Raw genomic sequence first — 19019 nt, 5'->3', positions numbered from 1 at the left:
GCGATGGCGCGGGCCTGGGAGACGCGGTGCCGGATGTGTTCGGCCATGATCGCCTCACCGGGGGTGTAGCCCATCCCGGCGAAACGCCAGTGCCCGAGCACGAGCGTCGTCTCGTCACCGAGGGCGGGTAGACCACGCTGCTTGCGTGCTTCGGTGGCCCGGTGGGTGGAGCGCACCTGCCGCAGGTCGCCGAGGGTGGTGGAGTAGGCGCGGCTCTTGGTGGAGAAGTGGCCCCGGAACCCCAGCATGTGCGCCCATGGCCGCAGCCGCAGTGTGGCCAACTCCGGGCGTGTGCCCAGCTCCCAGCAGGTGCGGATCATGCGCCGGGCGTGCTCGGTGACCGGCAGCGCGTCCAGGTGCAGACCCGGTTTCAGGCCGGTTCCGTGGCAGCGCTCGCAGGAGGCCATCAGCCGCAGCCGCCCCCGACCACTACAGGCCGGACACGACAGCCGATGATCGACGGTGCCGGAGGCTTCGGCGCCCTTGGTGGCGTACTTGGCGATGTAACCCGCCACCGCCCGCTCACTCAGCCCGTCCGCGCGGGAGTCGAGCAGGATGGGCCGGATGTCCAGCTGATCACCCCAGACCAGATCCCGCCGTCCGAGATCACTCGCGGGCGTGGTCACAGTGACCCGCCGCACCGCTGGCGGGATCGACCGGGTGAGCAGGTGGTGATCAGCCCAGTCCGGCGGGGGTTCGCTCCCGCCTTCGGGGCCGTCGAGGCGGATGATGGCGTGGAAGTGCACCAGGCCGCGCCGCTGATACTCCGCGACCTTGGCGAACGACACCCGGACCTGTTTGCCAAACTCCTTGCGGCTCAGCCCTGCCTGGCTGGCGAGGGTGCGCCGTACTTCCAAGGTGAAGCGGTGCCACAGCGCGCCCGCGTGTGCCTGCCACAGCACCGCGCCGACGTAGTCGTAACAGTCACCGCAGATGGGTTGCCCGAGCCGTCCGTCCTTCGGCTCGTGGCGAGCATGGCAGCCGACCGGATGTCCGTGCTCACAGACCTTGTCGCGGTTGCGGGGACGGCAGGCCCGCACCGTCCCGTTCTTCTCCCGCCGGGTGTGCACCGGGCCGAAGGACGGAGCGGTGAGGGTGACGAACGCGCGAGGGTGCGCGCTCACCGTTTCCGGGACGCCCTTGCCGCCGGACAGGCCCGCGCGGATGAGGTGGAAGGTGTCGGCCTGGTAGACCTCCGAGCAGGATGCGCACACCGAGGCGCGGCGGTTGCCGCAGGCCACCAGCAGATGCCCGGACGGCTCATCGGCGGTGCGGTAGGTGTGCAGGATCTCGCCGGTGTCGGTGTTGACGATGGCTGATTCTCCGGCCAGGTGGATCGGGTTGGCGCAGCCGCCGGTGGCGGCCACCATGGAGCGCCACCGGTCGTAGCCGGGTGCGTTGAGCACCTGGACCAGATCGGTCATCCACTCCGGGTGCTGTTGTGTTTGTTGGTCGTGCTCGTTTGGTTGGTTCATGGTGACCACCCCCTCTCATGCAACACTGCCTGTACTACATGTTGCCTTGCGTTGAGGGTTTCATGCAACCTGTAGTACAAGTAGTTATGGAACTTCCCGAGAAGGAGCAGCCATGGAGACCACCGAGGACAAGGACGTCCGCTGGCGCACCATCGCCGCCGACCTGAGAACCGCGATCCTGGACGGCCGCTACCCACCCGGCGGAGCCCTGCCGAGCGAGCCGGAACTGGTCCGCCGCTACGAGGTCTCGCGTCCCACCGTCCGCAAGGCCATCGACACCCTGGTCTCCGAAGGACTCGCCTACGTCATGCGCGGACGCGGCTCTTTCGTCCGCCCCATGCCCGAGCGCCACGTCATCCTCATCAGCCACCAGACCCGACCCGACCTGGCCGCCCCCGGCAACCACCCCGACATCCAAGCCTTCGGCTGGGACCTCGCCCTACGCGACGTCGACCCCGAGGCCCCGCTGTTCACCGGCGAGAAGATCACCGCCAACCGCGATCTCGCGATCATCCTCGGCGTCCGCACCGGACATGCGGTCATTCACCGCCGCAGCATGTGGCACCGAGGCCACACCGCCCGCATCCACGGCGCCTCAGCCCGCCTGGAGATCAACTCCTACACCAACGCTGACATGCTCCCCGACTGGGACACCCCCAAGCGCTTCGACCAGTACCGCAAGCGACCCGGCTTCTTCTACCAGTCCCTCATCCGCGAACACGGCCCCATCCGCTGGATGACCCTGACCACCTCCCGCATCGCCTACGAAGACGAACGCGCCCGCCTGGGCATGGACTACGCCGAAGCGATCCTCATCATTCGCCGCACCATGGCTCACGCCAACGGCCACCCCATCGAGGTCACCGAGGTCAAAGCCCCCGCCAACCGCTACGAGATCGGCTACAGCGCCGAGCTGGCCGACGACACCAGCGCGGTATTCACCCCCGAAGAACTCGCCGACAACGGCATCGCCCTCATGATCTAGCGCAACACCAACGGAGATCCCTCGGCGAACCCGCTACCTCTCCTCGGAGCCGTCCTCCGTGCGCTGCTCAGCCCGGTACTCGTCCAAGAAAGCGAAGAACGACTCCAGTGGTGTGACTCCCGGTTCCACCTGACGTTCGATCTCGGCCGCCCAGCCCAATGCGCTCGACCGGCCATAGCGGGCCAGCCATTTGGAGAAAGGCCCATCGGGCCACAAGTCGAACTGCTCATCGACGCCGTGAACCTCCAGCGCGATCTTGTACCCGACCAGCATCATTTCCAGATCTCGGAGGGAGCCGTTGCGAATCCACAGCCCTGGCCGACGTCGAACCTCATCGAGGAGGCCGTACACGTCTCGCCACTCAGATACAGGCTTGACCTTTGGTAACGGGGTCTCCTCATCTGGCATGGCTCCACACTACTGATCACTTGTCAGGGCTCAGGACCCGTGCGACAGATCTGGCTCGGGAGGCGGGTGACACTCCGGCTAGATGATCTTCGGTATGTCTTGACGACAATATCGTGACCGACGTAACGGCGACAGAGCGCGGTCAGCGAGCGGCTGGCCTGAGGAAGTCAGCCGGCCCAGAGGCGTTGGCCTTGCTTCAGCACGGCAAGGGCTGCAGGACTGTCGGTCGGCCAGATGTCGATGCGGTAATGGAGGTGGTCGCCGAATTCGGAATCGTCATCGTCGTGTCCGGATACCGGAGGAGCAGAAGGCGTGTAAGACACGCGCACCCGGTAGCGACCAGCTACGACGTTGACGTGCTGTTCTTGGCCGAGATCGTCGGCTGGACCGTAGACCGCCAGGTCACCGGTGGGTAGCTCGATGTCGGCCTCAACGACGTGATCGGCTTCCTCAAGACTTGCCATGGGGGCGGTGGGGTGAAACAGCAGCGTCGTCTCCACCATGTCGCTTCGGGCGGTTCCGATGGCGATCGAGTGCGGCTGAACGCCGATGCGATGGACGTAGACGGCCTCCTCGGTCCACCCGGCGGGAGCGCCCAGGTCATCCTCAGCATGCGATCTCATCCACACACCATGCGCGTCAAGATCCTGCAGATAGAACTGGCCGTGATCGGCAAGAACCGTGAAACGGTGGTGATCAAGCGATGGAGGCATCCGTCAACGGTACTGAAGCCGGCATCACGGCCCGGCCGTCCGGCCTGTCTACCCCATCTGGGCAGGCGGTTCGGCCGTCTTGAGCAACGGGGTCGGATCGTCGCATTCACCGACCCGCGTGGTCTTTTGTGGTCTGCGGACTTTGAAGCGGGCGATCGGTTTGGTGGTGGTGCGGGCGACCTCGGCGATGACCTGGCCAGCGCGAGTGATGCGGAAGGTCGCGTCGGTTTCTTCGGCGGTCACGGTCGTTCCGGCATGAGCGATGCCGACGCCGATGCGTTGTCCGGCGATGGCGATCCAGCCGCGGCTGCTGACTCGCCGCTGCACCCGCACCGGTTCGGCGGCCGGTCGGGGTGCGGGCCCGGCGGGGCGTGCATCGCGCAGCCGGGCCGCCTGGTCGTCGGTGAGCGGGTTGGGCAGGCTGCGCAGCAGCGTGGACCCGTCACTCAGGTGCAGCACGGTGCCCTCCAGGCGGACGGTCAGCCGGCGTCCGGCGAATGGGGAGCCGACTGGGTATTGCCGGCCGCCGAGGGAGACCGAGCCGGAGGCGTTGACGGTCCGCTCCACCTCGACCGCCCCGACGGCGCCGGGGCGGGCCGGTGCGGCGGCCGTTTGGAGGCGGGTGCCGCCCTCGGCGATCAGCTGCCGCAGATGCTGCATGGTGAGCCGGGACGGCACCTTCTTGATCCGGGTCCCGGCGGCCAGCAGTTCGACGATGCCAGCGTCGGCTCGCAGGGTGAGCATCAGACCGGCGCGGTGGGTGCCGAGCCAGAACTGCTGCCCGCAGACGGTCAGGTTGCCCGAGGCCGGTACGACCCGCGTGAACTCAACCGCCATATCCAGCAGATCGCTTCCGTTCACCGGCATCACCGGCGTCGCTGTCTTGATCGGTGCCGGTGCCATCGCCGCCGGTTCAGCGACGGTCTCCGGTTCCGTCTCAGGTTCGAGGAGTGCCCCTGCGGCGCGCAGGTCCGCCGGCAGGCGCAGCGGCAGCTTCTCGTCGTTGCGGGGCCGAAACCGGTCGGCGGGGCGGTCCATGTCCAGCCCTTGGTGGGGGCGGTGGGTGTTGTAGTCGGCAACGAAGGCATCCAGGACCTGCTGGGCGTGCTCGATGCTGTCGAACGGCTCGTGGTCGTTGAGTAGTTCGCGGCGCAGGGTCTGGTGGAAGCGCTCGACCTTGCCGGTGGTGGTGGGCGAGTGCGGGCGGGTCAGCCGGTGGGTGATGCCGTTCTCGCGGCAGATCCGGTCGAACAACACCTCTCCGCCGCGGCCGAAGCGGGCGGTGAACTGCTTGCCGTTGTCGGTCAGCACCTCATCGGGGACGCCGTGGCGACCCAATGCGTCGATCAGGGCCAGGCACACAGCCCGGCCGGTGGGGCGGGCCACCACGGTGGCGGCCACGCAGTAGCGGGAGTGGTCGTCGACGCCGGTGACGATCTTGCATTCGGTGCCGTCGGCCAGCATGATCCCGCCGACGATGTCCATCTGCCACAGCTGCATCGGCTCAGATCGCTGCCAGCGTGTGTAGTCCTCGCGCCGCCGCCCCCGAGGAGTGGGCTGCACCAGGCCATGACGCACCAGCACCCGATGCACCGTCGCCCGGGACGGCACCGGGCCGGGACAGGGACGACGGGTCAACTCCCACGCCAGGCGGCGAGCACCCCAGCGGGGATGGTTACGGCGCAGCTCACAGATCAACGCCTCCACCGCGGCCGGGGTTCGAGCCGGGGAGGTATGCGGGCGTGACGAGCGGTCCGACAACCCGTCCAGGCCCTGGGTGCGATAGCGGCTCAGCCACCGGTGCACCGTCTGCCGGGAGACTCCGAGCCTACGGGCGACCTCGGTGACGCTCGCCCCGGATGACACCTGCAGCACGGCTTGGTACCGCTGCTCGACCACGCTCAACTCCGCCAGCACTCGGCGAAGTGTCACACACGTCCTGAGCACGATCTGTCACGCAGATCATGAGACCTGACACACTACTGATCACTAGTGGCTCAGAGTTTCTTTACTGGTTCAAGGCGCCAGCGCTTCGCGCCGCCGCACGGCGGGACACGCCCCGCCGCCCCGGCATGGCCAGCGGGCCGGGCGTGCGGCCCTGGCGGCCGGTCCCGGCCCGCGCCAGCCGGGACGGCACGGCGTAAGCCCGCCGCCCGCCGCACCGAGCATCCGCCGAACCGAACGCACCCGCCGCCCCTGGTACGCGCTGCCGCCTGCCGCTCCGACCGCCGGCCCAACCGCTTCGCGGCCCCTACGGGGTGCCATTCGGCATTGCGCCGGCCGTCTCCACTCGGTGATCATCGGGAACGCCTCCATGGAGGTGATCAAGGACTCTGCCGCCCTGCTTCCGGTGCTCGCGCCTGGCGGCACTGCGCTCCGGGTCAGGTTGCCACCGGATGACACGGCTACCTGATCACGGCCATTGCCAGCCGGGTACGGCAACGCGACCACGGGAGGTCTTCCGCCGCACCCGACCGGTGATCATTTGATGTCGTCGGTTTGCAGCGTGTGTTTTCCGCGACTGTCCGAAGTGCGGTGGTGGACCTGGAGGCGGGCCATCGCGGCATCGACCAGGCGACCGAGGTTGCCCAGTTCGTACAGCATCCGGTGGCGCTCAGCGTCCTCCCACGCCCTGATGGCCGACCCGATGTCGCCCGACTTGCCGACCGTGACGACGACCTCTTTGCCGTTGACGCGCTTCGTGGCGGCATCGCCGAGGATGACCCAGCCGTACACGGTCACGCACCCCGAGCAGCCACAATCAGGGCAACCACCTGTTCGGGATGCTCGCTTCGCACCGCCTGGAGGTCGGAGCCGTCGCGCAGGGAGACCAGGTAGCTGCCCGAGCGCGGACCCATGGTCACCGTGGCCATGCGCCAGCCCTGCGGACCCTTCACGGTCAGTTCCGGCGGGTGTCGCTCCATCCACGACCGAAGCGGAGGCTGGTCGGGCCAGGCAGCCGCACTGTTGGCGAACAGTCCGAGACTGATCGTGTGGTGGCGGTGAGCGCGGATTCCCCGCTCAGTGAGAAGCCGCTGAATGACGGCCAGCGCCTTGTCGTGGCTCTCCACCGTCGCCTCATCAACGACGGGCGGGACGGCTCTACAGTTGTCCATGGGTCGCACCTCCAGTGTGCGATCAAGGGACCCGTACGGCGCTGAGATCGCCTGCGGGTCCCGCCATTTGTGCGGTCTCTCCATCACATCGCCGCAGATACGCCCGCTGACAGTGCGACTAGGGGAGACTGGGGGAGACGAGCGGATCCCCGACTCTCCCCTGAGGAGTACGCGATGCGCGATCTTCCGGGCTGGGCCGTACGGCTACGCGCCGAACGACGGCAACGGCTGTGGACACAGCGAGACATGGCCAAGCAACTCACTGAGGCCGCCGACGCCCGCACTCGTGAGCGCTTCCCCGAACGGGAGTCCTTGGTTCGCATGATCAAGGACTGGGAGGCGGGCAGGCACCAGCCCAAAGACCCCTATCGCGTCCTGTACTGCCGTGCGTTCGGTATCGACGAGACCGAGTTGTTCGGCGATCGGCAAACGGTTCGGGACCGTACGTCCGTCGAGGTTCTGAGCGTTCCGATCCCCGCGTTGCCATTGCCGACCATCGCTCCCGACGCGGACATGTTCGAACGGATCACCCGCACCCTTCAGCAGCCGAGCCGGGTGGATCAGCGCACTGTGGAGTGGTTGGAGACCTGTTTGGCAGAACACCGCAAGGTCGAGGACACTATCGGCTCCCGCCCCCTACTCGGGATTGTGCGGCAACAGCTTGGTGTGGTGGTCGAGCTGGCCCAGGGCGCCCGCGGTTCGCTCGCCGACACGGTGGTTGACCTGGCCGCGCAGTACGCCCAGTTTGTCGCGTGGATGTCCCTGGACGTCGACGACCAGGCCGCCGCGCTGGCCTGGTACGACCGCGCGCACGACTGGGCGTTGGAGATCGGTGACGTCAACATGGCCACTACCACGCTCAGCATGAAGGCCCACCAAGCATGGAGCGCGGGCAATGCCCGCAGGTGTGTTCGACTCGCCGACGCGGCCCGCTGGCACGATGGCCAGGTGACGCCAGGTGTGCGGGGGATGGCCGCGCAAATGGCGGCCCGAGGTCACGCGCTCGCCGGTGACGCCAGGCCCGCTCGCACGCTGCTGGACGAGGCCGAGGCGCTGATCCGACGAGCCGCCGAGCATGCCGACGACGAGCCGGTGTGGATGTACTTCTACGACGAGACATGGTTCCGTCTTCAGCGCGGCATGACCGAGTTGCACCTTGCCAACTGGCCGAAGGCGATCGACCTGCTGACGGAAGGGCTGTCCGGTCTGCCGGAGAGCTACAAGCGCGATCGCGCCTGGTATGGCTCGTGCTTGGCTAAGGCACACGCCGAGGCAGGAGACGCGGCGGCGGCCCTACAGGTGAGTCTTCCCGTCGTGGTCGACGCCGTCACGTTGAACCGCCATGCGAGCAAGGAACTGGTCGGCGTCGCGGTTTTGCTTGCCGGACGCAAGTCACCACAGGCCGTCACGTTGAAGGAAGCGCTCACAGCCGCTGGTCGTACGGATGGAAGCGCGCTCTGACCGGCTCGGACAGGTGAATCTCTGCGTGACCAACTGCGTGACAACGACCCCGGACAACCACGGACGACGGTGGATCGCCGTGGACCGTATGCGCAGGTGGGGGCGGGTGTAAGCCAAGGTCCCGCCCCCTCCTGGTTTCCCTCGTAATGAAGGGGTCTGGGGTTCGATTCCCCAAGGCGGCTCCAGGTCAGAGGCCCTCCGGGATCATTCCGGAGGGCCTTTTTCGTGTCCGTACAGCAGTGAGACACAGCAACGGAGTCAGCTGTTCTGGGACCGATCTGGTCATGTTCTTGTCAGGAGTCTCGCCGATCAAGCCGTGCTCGTTCTGGACTGCACGGAGCTGTGCCAACTGTTCGCGACAGGTAGGGCCTCGTACAGGCCTCGGTGATCACGGGCAAGGGCTCCCTTGCTCCGGCGTAGCGATCTGGCTGTGACCGGGAACGTTCACCGGAGGTGGCCCATGCCATCCGCCATGGCACCAGGACCTGTTTCTCGGCGTCCGTTCCCACGGCTCGCACAGCACTAGCATCGGGTTCCGTGATCGTATGGCTCAACGGCACCCACGGCGCAGGCAAGACGACGACCAGTGCACTCGTGCAGCGACTGATCCCGGATTCACGGGTGTTCGACGCAGAGAAGGTCGGCGAGACACTCATGGACATCACGCCAGGGCTGCCCGCGACGGACAACTTCCAGCACTGGCCGCCTTGGCGGCCACTCGTCGTCGAGACCGCCCGCCGCGTACTCGACTACACCGGTGGCACTCTGGTGATGCCCATGACTGTCCTGGTCGAGCAGTACTGGCGCGAGATCAGCACAGGCCTCGCCCACCATGCCATTCCGGTACGGCACTTCGTCCTCCACGCTGACCAAGACACCCTCCGCAGGCGCATCGAGGGGGACACTCTTCTCGGTCCGTCCCCCTTCCGTCTCAAATACCTTGAGCCTTACGCCGAGGCGGCCCGCACTTGGCTACACGGTGAGGCCGAGGTTGTCGACACCGCGCACCTCACGCCCGCCCAGGCCGCTCTGCAGATCGCAGAGGCCGTCAAAAGTTGAGGTTCGCCCCCACGCGAAAACTGTGCACCCAACAGTGTCCGGGTTCCGGTAGGGGCCTTTTGCCAACACCCTCGCTAACAGCTCTCATGATCACATTGAGGTCTGAAGGTGGGTGAAGTGCTGCCGGCCATCCTCAAGGCGTACTTGATGCCGCGTGAGCGGGAGGCATACTCCCAGCCCATGTAGCAGGGCCTGAGCAACGAAGAGGCATGCCGGATCATCGGTATCAATGACAAGACCGGACGGCGATGGCGTAACGGCCGCGGGGAGGGCTGGTTTCGCAGGGCGCCACGTCGTACACTACGGAGTGTATTTGAAAATCTACACAGAGTCGCTTTTATCGTATTTGGCATGTTTCGTACATCGCCATCTCCCTGGGCCGTCTTGACCTCGCGTCCTTAAGGTGATGCATCAGGGAGACACCATGGGTCCGTTTCATCTGGCCGTTCGCCCCGTGCACGACTACCCCGACGACCACACCGTGGTCGAAGTCGGCGGGGAGGTGGACCTGGCCACCGCGCCCCGCCTGCACGCCTACCTCGCCCCGCTCATCAACGGCGCCACGGGCCCACTCGTCCTCGACCTCGGCGCCGTCACCTTCATGGACGCCCGCGGTCTGACCGCTCTCATCGCGATCAGAGCCCACGCGAACACCGCCATGGTCCCCCTCCGGCTCGCCGCGCTTCCGCCTCTCGTCCAGCGGCTTCTGCGCCTGACCCGCCTGGAGGCCTCCTTCACCATCGTGACCGGCCCGGATCACCAGCCGACCACCTCCTACACCCCCATCGCATGAGCGACCACCCCATCGCATGAGCGACCGGCCCGGGAAGCGAGACCGCACTTGCCGGGCCGGCCAAACCCGCGAACGCCCGGCAGGACAGGCCGCTGACGAGGAACAACCTGCCACATGAACGTCGCCGACTACGACGGGGCGGAGTCGAGCAGCTCGGCCACGACCGCGTCCTGGTCGATCACCTGGCGGGCCACGGCCGACAGTTGCCGGTTGTGGTTGCGGGCGTAGGCACGCATCAGGGCGAACGCCTCGACGATGGGAATCTGGCCGCGCTCGGCGAGCATGCCTTTGGCCTGTTCGATGACGATGCGGCTGTTGAGGGCGTGTTGCAGTTGCTCGGTGACGAGTTGATGCTGGCGCAGGGTCCGCTCATGGGTGATGCCGATGGTGGCCACGTCCGCCAGCGCCTGAGCCACCGAGGTGGCCTGGGGGGAGGGAAGGCCGGTGGTGGCGCTGAACAGGTTCATCGCTCCCAGCACCTGGTCGCGCAGCCGCAGCGGGAAGGCCTGGACCGCGGCGAAGCCCATCTGGTGGGCCGCTGTCGCGAAACGCGGCCACTGCTGTGGGTGGGCGGCCAGGTCCGAGCAGGTAATCCTCTGCCCGCTGTGGTAGCAGTCCAGGCAGGGGCCCTCCTCGTCCTGCAGCTGGAACAGCTCCAGCAGTCGGGCCTGTTCGGTGGAGGCCGCCACCAGGGTCAAGGATCCGCGCGGGTCGGCCAGCAGGATGCCGGCGGCGTCGACGTCGAGGAGGTCCACGCAGCGCTCGGCCAGCGTCTGCAGGAAATCGATGACATCGAAGCCGACCACCAGTGTGTCGGCCAGTTCCACGAATGTCTGAGCTGTCCGTCGGTCGAGCACTGTCTTCACCTTCGTCCTGTGATTCATGATCGTATCCGGCGGTTCATCATCTGTGGTCGCCTCACGCCGAGTGTCGTTCGCATCAGTCCGGTTCGAATCGCAGCCGCCGCGCCACCACGTCGCGGGCCACCTCCAGCAGGCTGCGCTCATCGGCGAAGGCGCGGGCGCGCAACCGGACGAATGCGGCACTCAGGTCGGTACCGGACTGGACCGCGACCATGCCGGTGGCCTGGTGCACCTGCGCCCAGCGCTCGGCGCTCCCCCACCGCAGTTCCTTCACCTCTCCGACGGCCCCGTCAGGGGATGCCAGCTGCTGCACCTGCACCAGCAGCGCCGCATCGGCGAACACCAGTGCATCGGCCGCCTGGTGCGGAGTCAGCCACCCCTCCTCGGCACGGCTGATCTCCAGCACGCCGACCGAGATCGCCCCCAGCAGCAGCGGGAACGCGAAGATCGCCCGAGCACCTGCTCGCACGGCGGCCGGGGCGAACATCGGCCAGCGCCGCCGCGTATCGTCCTCGGACAGGTCGCCGACCAACACGGGCCGGTCCTGGCCGAGCGCGTCACGTCCCGGGCCCTCGCCCAGCGTGACGTGCAGATCCATCAGCCGGTAGGCGTTCGGGCCGCTCGCGCACACCGGTTCGTAGCCCATGAGCCGGCCTCTGAGGGCCACGCCCACCCCTTGGGCGCGCAGCGTCCGCGCACCGATCAGGCACACAGCATCGATGGAGACCTGTCCGCCCTCAGCGCGAGCGTGGTCGTTGATCGCCGCCCACACCGCCGCCGAGCGTTGCCTGTCCATCAACCTCCGCCGTCTACGGCGCCGGTGTTCCTGGCGACCCGGAGCGGGCTGCCTTCGCCGATATCGAGCCGCACCTCGTTCAGGCTCGCGGGGGGTGTCTGATCCCCTCCTGGCGCTTGGCCCCATCCGGGCACCGCGTCCCAGCCGGTGAGCGCCAATATGCGGCGTACCGCCGCCGAGACCGCCACCACCCGGATCACACCCGTGCTGCCGCCACCCGCGACAAGACCGGCGCTGACCAGCACGCGCAGGCCGCTCACATCGATGAAACCCAGCCCGCTCAGATCGACGTGAAAGGAGCCATCGCCGCGGGCCGCCCGATGCGCCGTCGAAGCCAGCGCCGCCGTCACGGCGGGCACGCCGTTACGGTCCAGCTCTCCGTCCAGCCGTATTCCCAGCGGATGAATCGTCGATGTGATGCGTAATATCCCGTATGTCCTACTGTTGTGGACCGGTGCGTAGGAGATGCCGTCAATACCGTCCATGCCGCATCCTCCAAAGGCTCACCAAAAAGACAAGCCGCGAGGTCAAGACGGCACAACATCAGCGCAAGCAGGACGCCACAGGCCCAGGTGGCCCACCGGCGAAGGACATCGTGTCCTCAGGCTACTCTTCGGCGCGGTGCCTGACCATTGCCGCACCAGAACCCCTGACCGGGAAGCGGCTGCTTGCCGATGGCGCTGATGGGCGCCGTCCACCCCGGGGCAAGCACCTGCGCTCTTGTTGCCGTCGGCCTGGGCCGGGGCGTGTTCCTTGGCATACGTATGACGACGGTTTGATCGGCGGCTGACGCCTCGGTGGATAGCGTAAAAAGTCGACGGTTGAGTTCGATGAGGCTCAGTTCGCCAAATAGGCGCTGAGGCGTCTTCATCTCGATCCATCCAGGGGCGTTGGGCGGCCCCAACGCCAGTGAGGCGCGGCCCATGTCTGTTTTCTGGGACCTCAAGCACCGACTGTGCGAGGCGATCAACGCCCACGACCTACAGGGAGTGCTCGACTGCTACGCTCCGGACGCCGTCTATGTCGCACCGCCGGGCGTGATGGAAGGCCATGAACAGATCGCCTGGCTCTACGAGCAGTTGTTCGTCGGCTTCCCGGACCTGCACCTGACAGCGTGGTTCGAGATCGATGAACACGACAACCCGGCTGTCACGGAATGGACGGTTACCGGGACGCATTCTGGACCTTATCTCCTGCCGGATGGGCGCGAAATAGAAGGAACCGGTCGTCGCATCACTGTCCGCTCCACATGCTCGACTTTCGTCGAGAACGACAAGATAAAAACGCACCGGGAATACTACGACCAGTTGGAGCTGTACAGCCAGCTCGGCTACGGCTTGACGGAGCTCACATCCGTCTCCGCGTAGGCCGGACATCATCATCGGGCCGGGGGAGGTGTCGAACCCCATCCGTGCGAGGCCGGGGCAGGGGGTCCGGTCCAGGTTGTCACCGTGGTTCACGGTTCGACCGGAGTCCGCGGCGGAGTGTCCGTGCAGTGCGGGCACCGGGCTGTTCCTCCCTGTTCCGCCGGAACCTGAAAGATCCGCGGCTATCGCCGTCCGACGCCGTTGAGCAGCGTGTCGACGACGAGATCGGCGGCCTGAGGGGGTTCGAGCAGGGGGAACCGGTGAGCGGCGGTGTCGACGAGGTGATCCAGCATGGCGCGGGCCCAGTCGGCGGGCACGTCGGTGCGTAGCAGGCCCTCGCCGGCCGCCCGCTGGACGAACCTGTCGAGCCGCGCGCTCTGTTCCTCCCTGCGGGCGCTCGCGTCCGGATTCGCGCGCATCATCCGGCGCACGTCCACCGGCCACTCCCGGCTGACCGGGACTATGCCCTCCACGTACCGGTGCAGCGCCACCGCCACCTGGGCCTCGACGAGCCGGGCCTGGTCCAGCACCCGCTCGGAGGAGTCGAGTTTCGCCTGGAAGATGGCCGCGAGCAGGGCCTCCTTGGTGGGAAAGCGCCGGTAGACGGTCCGCCGGTCGACTCCGGCCTCGGCGGCGATCGTGCCGATGCTGGTCGACGGGTCCTCGGCCAGCAGGCGGGCACCCGTACGCAGGACCGCGGCGAGGTTGCGGGCGGCATCAGCTCTCATGATCCCGCCAGTGTACTGAGGTGTGACATCTGTCTACTTGACATACACATGTGTGAGGCACAAACTCATTTTAGTGTCACACTTGTGTGGCAGATAGTCGACACACTGCCTGAAGGAGGCACAGTGATCAGGACCTGGCTCATCACCGGAAGTTCACGCGGCTTCGGACGCGAGCTCGCGGTGGCCGCACTCGAGCGCGGAAACCGGGTGGTCGCCACCGCCCGCCGGCCGGAACAGCTAGACGACCTCGTACGGAAGTACGGCGACCACGTGCGTACGTTCGCCCTCGACGTCACCGACGCCGGGGCCGCACGCGCCGCCGTACGGCTGGCCGTCGACGAGTTCGGCGGGCTCGACGTGGTGGTGAACAACGCCGGCTACGCCAACTCCTCTCCGATCGAGGAGACCCCGGACGAGGACTTCCGCGCGCAGGTCGAGGCCAACTTCTTCGGCGTCGTCAATGTCACGAAGGCCGCCCTGCCGGTGCTGCGCGCCCAGCGCTCCGGGCACATCCTGCAGTTCTCCTCCATCGGCGGGCGCGTGGGCGGTTCCCCCGGCCTGGCCGCCTACCAGTCCGCGAAGTTCGCGGTCGAGGGCTTCTCGGAGGTGCTCAACAACGAGGTGAAGCCGCTGGGCGTCAAGGTCACCATCATCGAACCCGGGGGGTTCCGCACCGACTGGGCGGGATCGTCCATGCGCATCCCGGCCGTGGGACCGGACTACGAGGAGACCGTCGGCGCGATGAACCGGCGGCGCGCGGGCTTCGACCGGATGGCACCGGGCGACCCGGTGCGAGCGGCGCGTGTCATTCTCGACACCGTGGACCTCGACGAGCCGCCACTGCGCCTGCTGCTCGGATCGGACGCGGTGGACCTGGCCGAGAAGTCGTCCCGTGCCCGCGCCGCCGAGGCCGCGCGGTGGGCGGAGGTGAGCCGCTCCGCGGACTTCCCGCCCGGCGAGTGAGCCCTCCCCGCCAACCCGGCCAGGGCACGAGCCCACCGGCCCGGGTATGACGTTCGCACGTTCCCTGACCTGCCGCTCACGGCTTGACTTTGCCGTCGCGTCAACATCTACCGTCATGGACGAGCCGGAAGATCCGGCTCGGTGACGGTGGGAACGGGTGGCAGGCCATGGCGTGGTCGATCGCACAGGTGGCGCGAATGTCGGGAGTGACGTCAAGGACTTTGCGCCACTACGACGAGATCGGGCTGCTGGCACCCGCCTGGGTCGGCGCGAACGGCTACCGCCACTACGAGGAGGATCAGCTGCTGCGACTGCAGCAGATCCTGGTACTGCGGGAGCTCGGCCTCGGTCTCGCCGAGATCAAGGAGATCGTCGACCGGCACACCGACCCGGTGGCGGCACTGCGCGAGCACCATCGGCGGCTGCTGGGGGAGCGTGACCGGCTGGACGCGGTGGCCCGCGTAGTGGCTCGCACCATCACCGAACTTCAGGAGAGCGAAGGGAAGGGTGAGATGTCCAAAATCAGTAGGCCGGAGAATCTGTTCGAGGGGTTCGACGGGGCGCGGTACGGCGCGCAGGCCCGCGAGCGGTGGCCGGAGCACTGGGAGCGGTCCGGGCAGCAGGAACTCCTGGACGCCGTGACTCCGCAGGAGATCGACCGCATGGGGCGGGAGGCCACGGCGGGAATGATCCGGATGGCCGAGCTCATGGCCGCCGGCACGCCCGCCGACGACCCCGCGGTTCTCGCCGAGCTCGACGTCCACTACCGGCACATGACCCGGTTCTGGACGCCGACCGCGGCGGAGTACGCGCACCTGGGCCGGATGCAGGTCGACGACGAGCAGTTCAGGGCGAACTACGAACGGATCGCCGAGGGCCTGGCCGGATACATGAGCGACGCCATGGCCGCGTACGCGCACGCCCGGCTGAGCTGATCCTCGCCGGATGAGTCGAGGGAGCTGCAGATCCCTCGGCCATCGCCGGAGCCGCCGGGCCGCCGCGCCGCCCCGGAAGATGACCACGCATCGCGCATCGCGTGCGAGGAGCACCTTGAAAACCCCATAATCTATGGCTTATGGCTGAACGGGGTGAAGGACAGTCGGGGGTCGCGTCCAAGATCGGGCGGCTCGCCGCCATCGGAGCGGCCGCGGGCCTGCTGGTCGCGGGAATCGCGTTGCCGGCCGTGGGAGGCGCGGGTCTCGGCTTCGTGTCGGCGACCAACGAGCTGAATCTCAAACCCGAGGACCTCGTCGAACCTCCGCCCGCGGAGGTCTCGATCGTGCAGGACGCCGGGGGCAAGGAGATCGCGCGGTTCTACGAGGAGTACCGCGAGGTCGTCAACCTCGACCAGATCGCCGAGGTCATGAAGACGGCGATCATCTCGATCGAGGACTACCGGTTCTACCAGCACGGCGCGATCGACCTTGAGGGCACGATCCGCGCGTTCGCCAAGAACCTGCACGCGGGCGGGGTGAGCCAGGGCGGATCGAGCATCACCCAGCAGTACGTCAAGCAGGTCCTGCTCAACTCCGCCGACACCGACGAGGAGAAGAGCAAGGCGCTGGAGGCCAGCTACGCGCGCAAGCTCAACGAGCTGCGTCACGCGATGGCGGTGGAGGAGAAGTACACCAAGGACGAGATCCTGGGCAAGTACCTGAACATCGCCTACTTCGGCGCGAGCGCCTACGGGGTGGAGGCGGCGGCCAAGCGGTTCTTCGGTGTCGGGGCGGACGAGCTCACCCTGCCGCAGGCGGCGACGCTGGCGGGCGCCGTGCAGGACCCCAACGCCACCGACCCCAACCTGGGCAGGAAGCAGCGCGAGCGGTTGCTGCACCGGCGCAACGTCGTGCTGGACCGGATGGCCGAACTCGGCAAGATCACCCCCGCTGAGGCGGCCGAGGCGAAGGCCACCAAGCTCGGCTACAAGGGGACGAAGTTTCCCGGCGGCTGCGAGTCCAGCGACTACCCGTACTTCTGCATCTACGTCCGCAACGAGATCCTGCGCAACCCCGACTTCGGCAAGACGGCCAAGGCCCGCGAGGACTTCCTCAACCGAGGCGGCCTGACGATCAGGACCACGATCAACCCGACCATGCAGGCGGCGGCGGACAGGGCGATCAGGAAGTGGGTCCACCCCTCCGACAAGCCGGTGGCGGCCGAGGCCCTGGTCCAGCCGGGTACCGGAGCGATCAAGGCCATGGCGGCCAGCCGCCCGTACGGCCGGAGCAAGGCCAGGAACGAGATCTCCTACAACCTCGTCGCGGACGCCGCGCACGGCGGCGGCGTCGGCCTTCAGGCCGGCTCGACCTTCAAGACGTTCACGCTGCTCACCGCGCTGAAGCAGGGCATGAAGGTGAATGACGGGTTGTCGGCCGGGGCTGGCTTCCGCGCTTCGAGCCTCTCGGATTTCAAGAACTGCAAGGGCGAGAACATCGGTGACCTGAGCCACACCGTCACCAACGACGAGGGCAACCCCGGCTGGAAGACCCTGCAGACCGGCACCTGGGGCTCGGTGAACACGTTCTTCATGGCGCTGGAGAAGCGCGTCGGGCTCTGCGAGACCATCAAGACCGCCAGGTCACTGGGCATCCACCGCTCCGACGGGCTCAAGCTCCTGGAGTTCTCGACATTCACGCTCGGCACCAACGAGATGGACCCGGTGACCGTGGCCAACGCGTACGCCGCGATCGGCGCGCGCGGCAAGTACTGCGCGCCGATGGCGATCACCCGGATCACCGACAGGAACGGCAAGGTCACCGACTACAAGCCCAAGTGCCGCCAGGCGCTCGACCCCGAGGTCGCCGACGCGGCGGCCGACGTGCTGTCCGGTGTGTTCACCAAGGGCACGATGCGGGCCGTCGGCGGCATCGGCCGCGACGCGGCGGGCAAGACCGGCACCACCGACAGCTCCGCCACCGCGTGGTTCGCCGGGTTCACCCCGGACCTGGCCGGCGCGGTCAGCATCGGCGACCCGCGCGGCTCGCAGGACTACAAGCTGAACGGCGTCACGATCGGCGGCCGCTACTACGGCTCGGTCTTCGGCGCCAGCATCCCGGGTCCGATCTGGAAGGACACGATGCTGGCGGCGCTGAAGAACGTCGAGCCGACGTCGTTCACGCCCATCAACACGGAGCGGTTCGGCGGTTGCGGCCAGAGCTGCCAGCCCGCGCCGCCCCCGTCGGACGACGACGGGGACTCCATCGAGCTCAACGGCCCCGACGACCCCGGTGGTTTCGACAGGCCCGGCCGGAACGACGGTCCCGGCGGTCGCGGCAACGGTCGCGGCGGCCGGTAGAGCCCCTTTGGCGAGGGCGACGGCTGACTGGAAGGCGGGGCGGCGGCTGATTGGAGTCAGGGGCGACGTCAGCAGGCAGGGGTCCTTCGCTACAGCTCTGGCACATTGGCTTCGACGAATGCGGGAGCCAGCAGTCGGATGCGTCCTTCCTCCAGGTCGCCGGCCAGCGCGCGCACGGCCATCTGCACGCCGGCGGCACGTGAAGAGCCGAACTGGTCCCACAGGAGTTCGCAGCCTTCGGCTACGACGTCGCAGATCTGCTCCTCCTGGGACAGTCGTTTGAACGTCGGGCGCAGGTTGTCGCCAGTGGCCATCATCAGTCGCATGACGTCACCGGCGTCCTTGTCGGCCAGGCGGTGAGGTAGTGCAGTGCGGTCGTTGAGCCTGTCGCGAAGCTTGAAGGCTTTGGCGATGAGCAGCGAGGCCGGACCGGCTACCTCGATCGCGAGTTCTCGTGGGTCCCTCCCCGGTTCGAGGCTTGGCACCTGCAACGGGGAGTGATCAAACAGCGTGGCCTCAAGCCCGAGGATACGCCGGGTGGCTTTCTCGTCGTGTGGGGGCAGGGACACCCTGCGGCGCTTCTTGTTGCCAGGGGCAAATGCCTCCGGCACGAGGAGGTCCACCTCAATGAGGTGGCTCTGGCCGCTGATCATTTCCGCGCGGAACCATTGTCCTGGGTTACCGGAGGCGGGCAGTTCGAATCCCGCACCGCGCATGGCCTCGTTGAGCAGAGGCTCGTCCAGGACGAGCTTGGGATTGAGGCTCAGATCAGCGTCGCTGGTATAGGGGGAACTGGCCAGCACGACGCCGGTTGTTCGCAGATGCACTGCCTGGGCGCCGACCAGGACGATGGCATTGGAGTGTTCGTGGAGTGCCTGTAAGGCGTCCAGGAGGACCCGACGGGCCACGACGGTGAGTTCATTAAGATCAACCCCCTCGGGGATACGCGCCATGTGAGGTTCCTCCAGCTCTTTAAAACCCCAGCTCATCCCTATGG

At 67.3% G+C, this 19019-nt stretch carries 18 protein-coding genes and 1 pseudogene; 8 read left to right on the top strand and 11 right to left on the bottom strand.

The window, feature by feature from the left end:
• Nucleotides 1-1475: replication initiator (locus ACTOQ1_RS30485; protein WP_440071401.1), on the bottom strand; the 1475-nt coding region annotated here is incomplete at its 3' end.
• A 112-nt stretch (nucleotides 1476-1587) separates the two neighbouring features.
• Here ACTOQ1_RS30485 and ACTOQ1_RS30480 point away from each other — a divergent pair.
• Complete coding sequence (locus ACTOQ1_RS30480; RefSeq protein WP_440071400.1) at nucleotides 1588-2460, top strand: GntR family transcriptional regulator; 873 nt, start codon at nucleotides 1588-1590, stop codon at nucleotides 2458-2460.
• 33 nt (nucleotides 2461-2493) lie between these two features.
• Here ACTOQ1_RS30480 and ACTOQ1_RS30475 read toward each other — a convergent pair whose 3' ends face one another.
• The 5 genes and pseudogenes from ACTOQ1_RS30475 to ACTOQ1_RS30455 form a co-directional block, all read right to left on the bottom strand.
• Nucleotides 2494-2868: a hypothetical protein gene (locus tag ACTOQ1_RS30475; protein ID WP_440071399.1), complete on the bottom strand. Its 375-nt coding sequence runs from the start codon at nucleotides 2866-2868 to the stop codon at nucleotides 2494-2496.
• A 167-nt stretch (nucleotides 2869-3035) separates the two neighbouring features.
• A complete protein-coding gene (locus tag ACTOQ1_RS30470; protein ID WP_440071398.1) occupies nucleotides 3036-3581 on the bottom strand; it encodes a hypothetical protein in 546 nt (181 codons plus the stop codon).
• Nucleotides 3582-3734: 153 nt separating this feature from the next.
• Nucleotides 3735-5486 (bottom strand): annotated as a pseudogene (locus ACTOQ1_RS30465) (IS481 family transposase); the annotation flags it as partial.
• 576 nt (nucleotides 5487-6062) lie between these two features.
• Nucleotides 6063-6317: a hypothetical protein gene (locus ACTOQ1_RS30460; RefSeq protein WP_440071397.1), complete on the bottom strand. Its 255-nt coding sequence runs from the start codon at nucleotides 6315-6317 to the stop codon at nucleotides 6063-6065.
• A 2-nt stretch (nucleotides 6318-6319) separates the two neighbouring features.
• A complete protein-coding gene (locus ACTOQ1_RS30455; RefSeq protein ID WP_440071396.1) occupies nucleotides 6320-6697 on the bottom strand; it encodes a hypothetical protein in 378 nt (125 codons plus the stop codon).
• Between the two features lie 246 nt (nucleotides 6698-6943).
• Between ACTOQ1_RS30455 and ACTOQ1_RS30450 the strand changes: the two genes are divergently transcribed.
• From ACTOQ1_RS30450 to ACTOQ1_RS30440, 3 genes are all read left to right on the top strand, one after another.
• Nucleotides 6944-8158 carry an XRE family transcriptional regulator gene (locus ACTOQ1_RS30450; RefSeq protein WP_440071395.1) on the top strand — a complete coding sequence of 405 codons (1215 nt, stop codon included), beginning with the start codon at nucleotides 6944-6946 and terminating at the stop codon, nucleotides 8156-8158.
• A 537-nt stretch (nucleotides 8159-8695) separates the two neighbouring features.
• Nucleotides 8696-9217, top strand: a complete 522-nt coding sequence (locus ACTOQ1_RS30445; protein ID WP_440071394.1) for an ATP-binding protein — start codon at nucleotides 8696-8698, stop codon at nucleotides 9215-9217.
• Between the two features lie 424 nt (nucleotides 9218-9641).
• A complete protein-coding gene (locus tag ACTOQ1_RS30440) occupies nucleotides 9642-10010 on the top strand; it encodes an STAS domain-containing protein (RefSeq protein WP_440071393.1) in 369 nt (122 codons plus the stop codon).
• Between the two features lie 128 nt (nucleotides 10011-10138).
• Here ACTOQ1_RS30440 and ACTOQ1_RS30435 read toward each other — a convergent pair whose 3' ends face one another.
• The 3 genes from ACTOQ1_RS30435 to ACTOQ1_RS30425 are packed head-to-tail and all read right to left on the bottom strand — an operon-like array spanning nucleotide 10139 to nucleotide 12154.
• On the bottom strand, nucleotides 10139-10894 hold the full coding sequence (locus tag ACTOQ1_RS30435) for a GAF and ANTAR domain-containing protein (protein ID WP_440071392.1): 756 nt from the start codon (nucleotides 10892-10894) through the stop codon (nucleotides 10139-10141).
• Between the two features lie 55 nt (nucleotides 10895-10949).
• Nucleotides 10950-11669 carry a GAF and ANTAR domain-containing protein gene (locus tag ACTOQ1_RS30430; protein ID WP_440071391.1) on the bottom strand — a complete coding sequence of 240 codons (720 nt, stop codon included), beginning with the start codon at nucleotides 11667-11669 and terminating at the stop codon, nucleotides 10950-10952.
• Nucleotides 11669-12154, bottom strand: a complete 486-nt coding sequence (locus ACTOQ1_RS30425; RefSeq protein ID WP_440071390.1) for an STAS domain-containing protein — start codon at nucleotides 12152-12154, stop codon at nucleotides 11669-11671. The genes ACTOQ1_RS30430 and ACTOQ1_RS30425 overlap by 1 nt, the downstream gene beginning before the upstream one ends.
• Nucleotides 12155-12592: 438 nt before the next feature.
• Between ACTOQ1_RS30425 and ACTOQ1_RS30420 the strand changes: the two genes are divergently transcribed.
• On the top strand, nucleotides 12593-13036 hold the full coding sequence (locus tag ACTOQ1_RS30420) for an ester cyclase (protein WP_440071389.1): 444 nt from the start codon (nucleotides 12593-12595) through the stop codon (nucleotides 13034-13036).
• A gap of 182 nt (nucleotides 13037-13218) precedes the next feature.
• Here ACTOQ1_RS30420 and ACTOQ1_RS30415 read toward each other — a convergent pair whose 3' ends face one another.
• Nucleotides 13219-13764: a TetR/AcrR family transcriptional regulator gene (locus ACTOQ1_RS30415; RefSeq protein WP_440071388.1), complete on the bottom strand. Its 546-nt coding sequence runs from the start codon at nucleotides 13762-13764 to the stop codon at nucleotides 13219-13221.
• 123 nt (nucleotides 13765-13887) lie between these two features.
• On the opposite strand from ACTOQ1_RS30415, the gene ACTOQ1_RS30410 reads away from it, so the two are divergent.
• The 3 genes from ACTOQ1_RS30410 (at nucleotide 13888) to ACTOQ1_RS30400 (ending at nucleotide 18022) form a co-directional block, all read left to right on the top strand.
• On the top strand, nucleotides 13888-14727 hold the full coding sequence (locus tag ACTOQ1_RS30410; protein WP_440071387.1) for an oxidoreductase: 840 nt from the start codon (nucleotides 13888-13890) through the stop codon (nucleotides 14725-14727).
• A gap of 167 nt (nucleotides 14728-14894) precedes the next feature.
• Nucleotides 14895-15662 carry a MerR family transcriptional regulator gene (locus ACTOQ1_RS30405; protein WP_440071386.1) on the top strand — a complete coding sequence of 256 codons (768 nt, stop codon included), beginning with the start codon at nucleotides 14895-14897 and terminating at the stop codon, nucleotides 15660-15662.
• 140 nt (nucleotides 15663-15802) lie between these two features.
• Nucleotides 15803-18022, top strand: coding sequence for a transglycosylase domain-containing protein (locus tag ACTOQ1_RS30400; protein ID WP_440071385.1), 2220 nt, complete (start codon nucleotides 15803-15805; stop codon nucleotides 18020-18022).
• Nucleotides 18023-18111: 89 nt separating this feature from the next.
• Here ACTOQ1_RS30400 and ACTOQ1_RS30395 read toward each other — a convergent pair whose 3' ends face one another.
• Nucleotides 18112-18975, bottom strand: coding sequence for a hypothetical protein (locus ACTOQ1_RS30395; RefSeq protein ID WP_440071384.1), 864 nt, complete (start codon nucleotides 18973-18975; stop codon nucleotides 18112-18114).
• Nucleotides 18976-19019 lie beyond the last annotated feature (44 nt).

This window comes from Streptosporangium sp. OZ121 (genome assembly GCF_051918885.1).
Taxonomy (GTDB): domain Bacteria; phylum Actinomycetota; class Actinomycetes; order Streptosporangiales; family Streptosporangiaceae; genus Streptosporangium.
The sequence above is the reverse complement of the archived record's forward strand: the minus strand, read 5'-3'. Positions and strand labels throughout refer to the sequence as shown.

Coding starts and splice junctions, on each gene's coding strand:
- ACTOQ1_RS30420 (WP_440071389.1), top strand. CDS start 12,593: ATGTCTGTTTTCTGGGACCTCAAGCACCGACTGTGCGAGGCGATCAAC.
- ACTOQ1_RS30470 (WP_440071398.1), bottom strand. CDS start 3,581: ATGCCTCCATCGCTTGATCACCACCGTTTCACGGTTCTTGCCGATCAC.
- ACTOQ1_RS30395 (WP_440071384.1), bottom strand. CDS start 18,975: ATGGCGCGTATCCCCGAGGGGGTTGATCTTAATGAACTCACCGTCGTG.
- ACTOQ1_RS30405 (WP_440071386.1), top strand. CDS start 14,895: ATGGCGTGGTCGATCGCACAGGTGGCGCGAATGTCGGGAGTGACGTCA.
- ACTOQ1_RS30415 (WP_440071388.1), bottom strand. CDS start 13,764: ATGAGAGCTGATGCCGCCCGCAACCTCGCCGCGGTCCTGCGTACGGGT.
- ACTOQ1_RS30455 (WP_440071396.1), bottom strand. CDS start 6,697: ATGGACAACTGTAGAGCCGTCCCGCCCGTCGTTGATGAGGCGACGGTG.
- ACTOQ1_RS30400 (WP_440071385.1), top strand. CDS start 15,803: ATGGCTGAACGGGGTGAAGGACAGTCGGGGGTCGCGTCCAAGATCGGG.
- ACTOQ1_RS30440 (WP_440071393.1), top strand. CDS start 9,642: ATGGGTCCGTTTCATCTGGCCGTTCGCCCCGTGCACGACTACCCCGAC.
- ACTOQ1_RS30430 (WP_440071391.1), bottom strand. CDS start 11,669: ATGGACAGGCAACGCTCGGCGGCGGTGTGGGCGGCGATCAACGACCAC.
- ACTOQ1_RS30480 (WP_440071400.1), top strand. CDS start 1,588: ATGGAGACCACCGAGGACAAGGACGTCCGCTGGCGCACCATCGCCGCC.
- ACTOQ1_RS30435 (WP_440071392.1), bottom strand. CDS start 10,894: ATGAATCACAGGACGAAGGTGAAGACAGTGCTCGACCGACGGACAGCT.
- ACTOQ1_RS30450 (WP_440071395.1), top strand. CDS start 6,944: ATGGCCAAGCAACTCACTGAGGCCGCCGACGCCCGCACTCGTGAGCGC.
- ACTOQ1_RS30425 (WP_440071390.1), bottom strand. CDS start 12,154: ATGGACGGTATTGACGGCATCTCCTACGCACCGGTCCACAACAGTAGG.
- ACTOQ1_RS30475 (WP_440071399.1), bottom strand. CDS start 2,868: ATGCCAGATGAGGAGACCCCGTTACCAAAGGTCAAGCCTGTATCTGAG.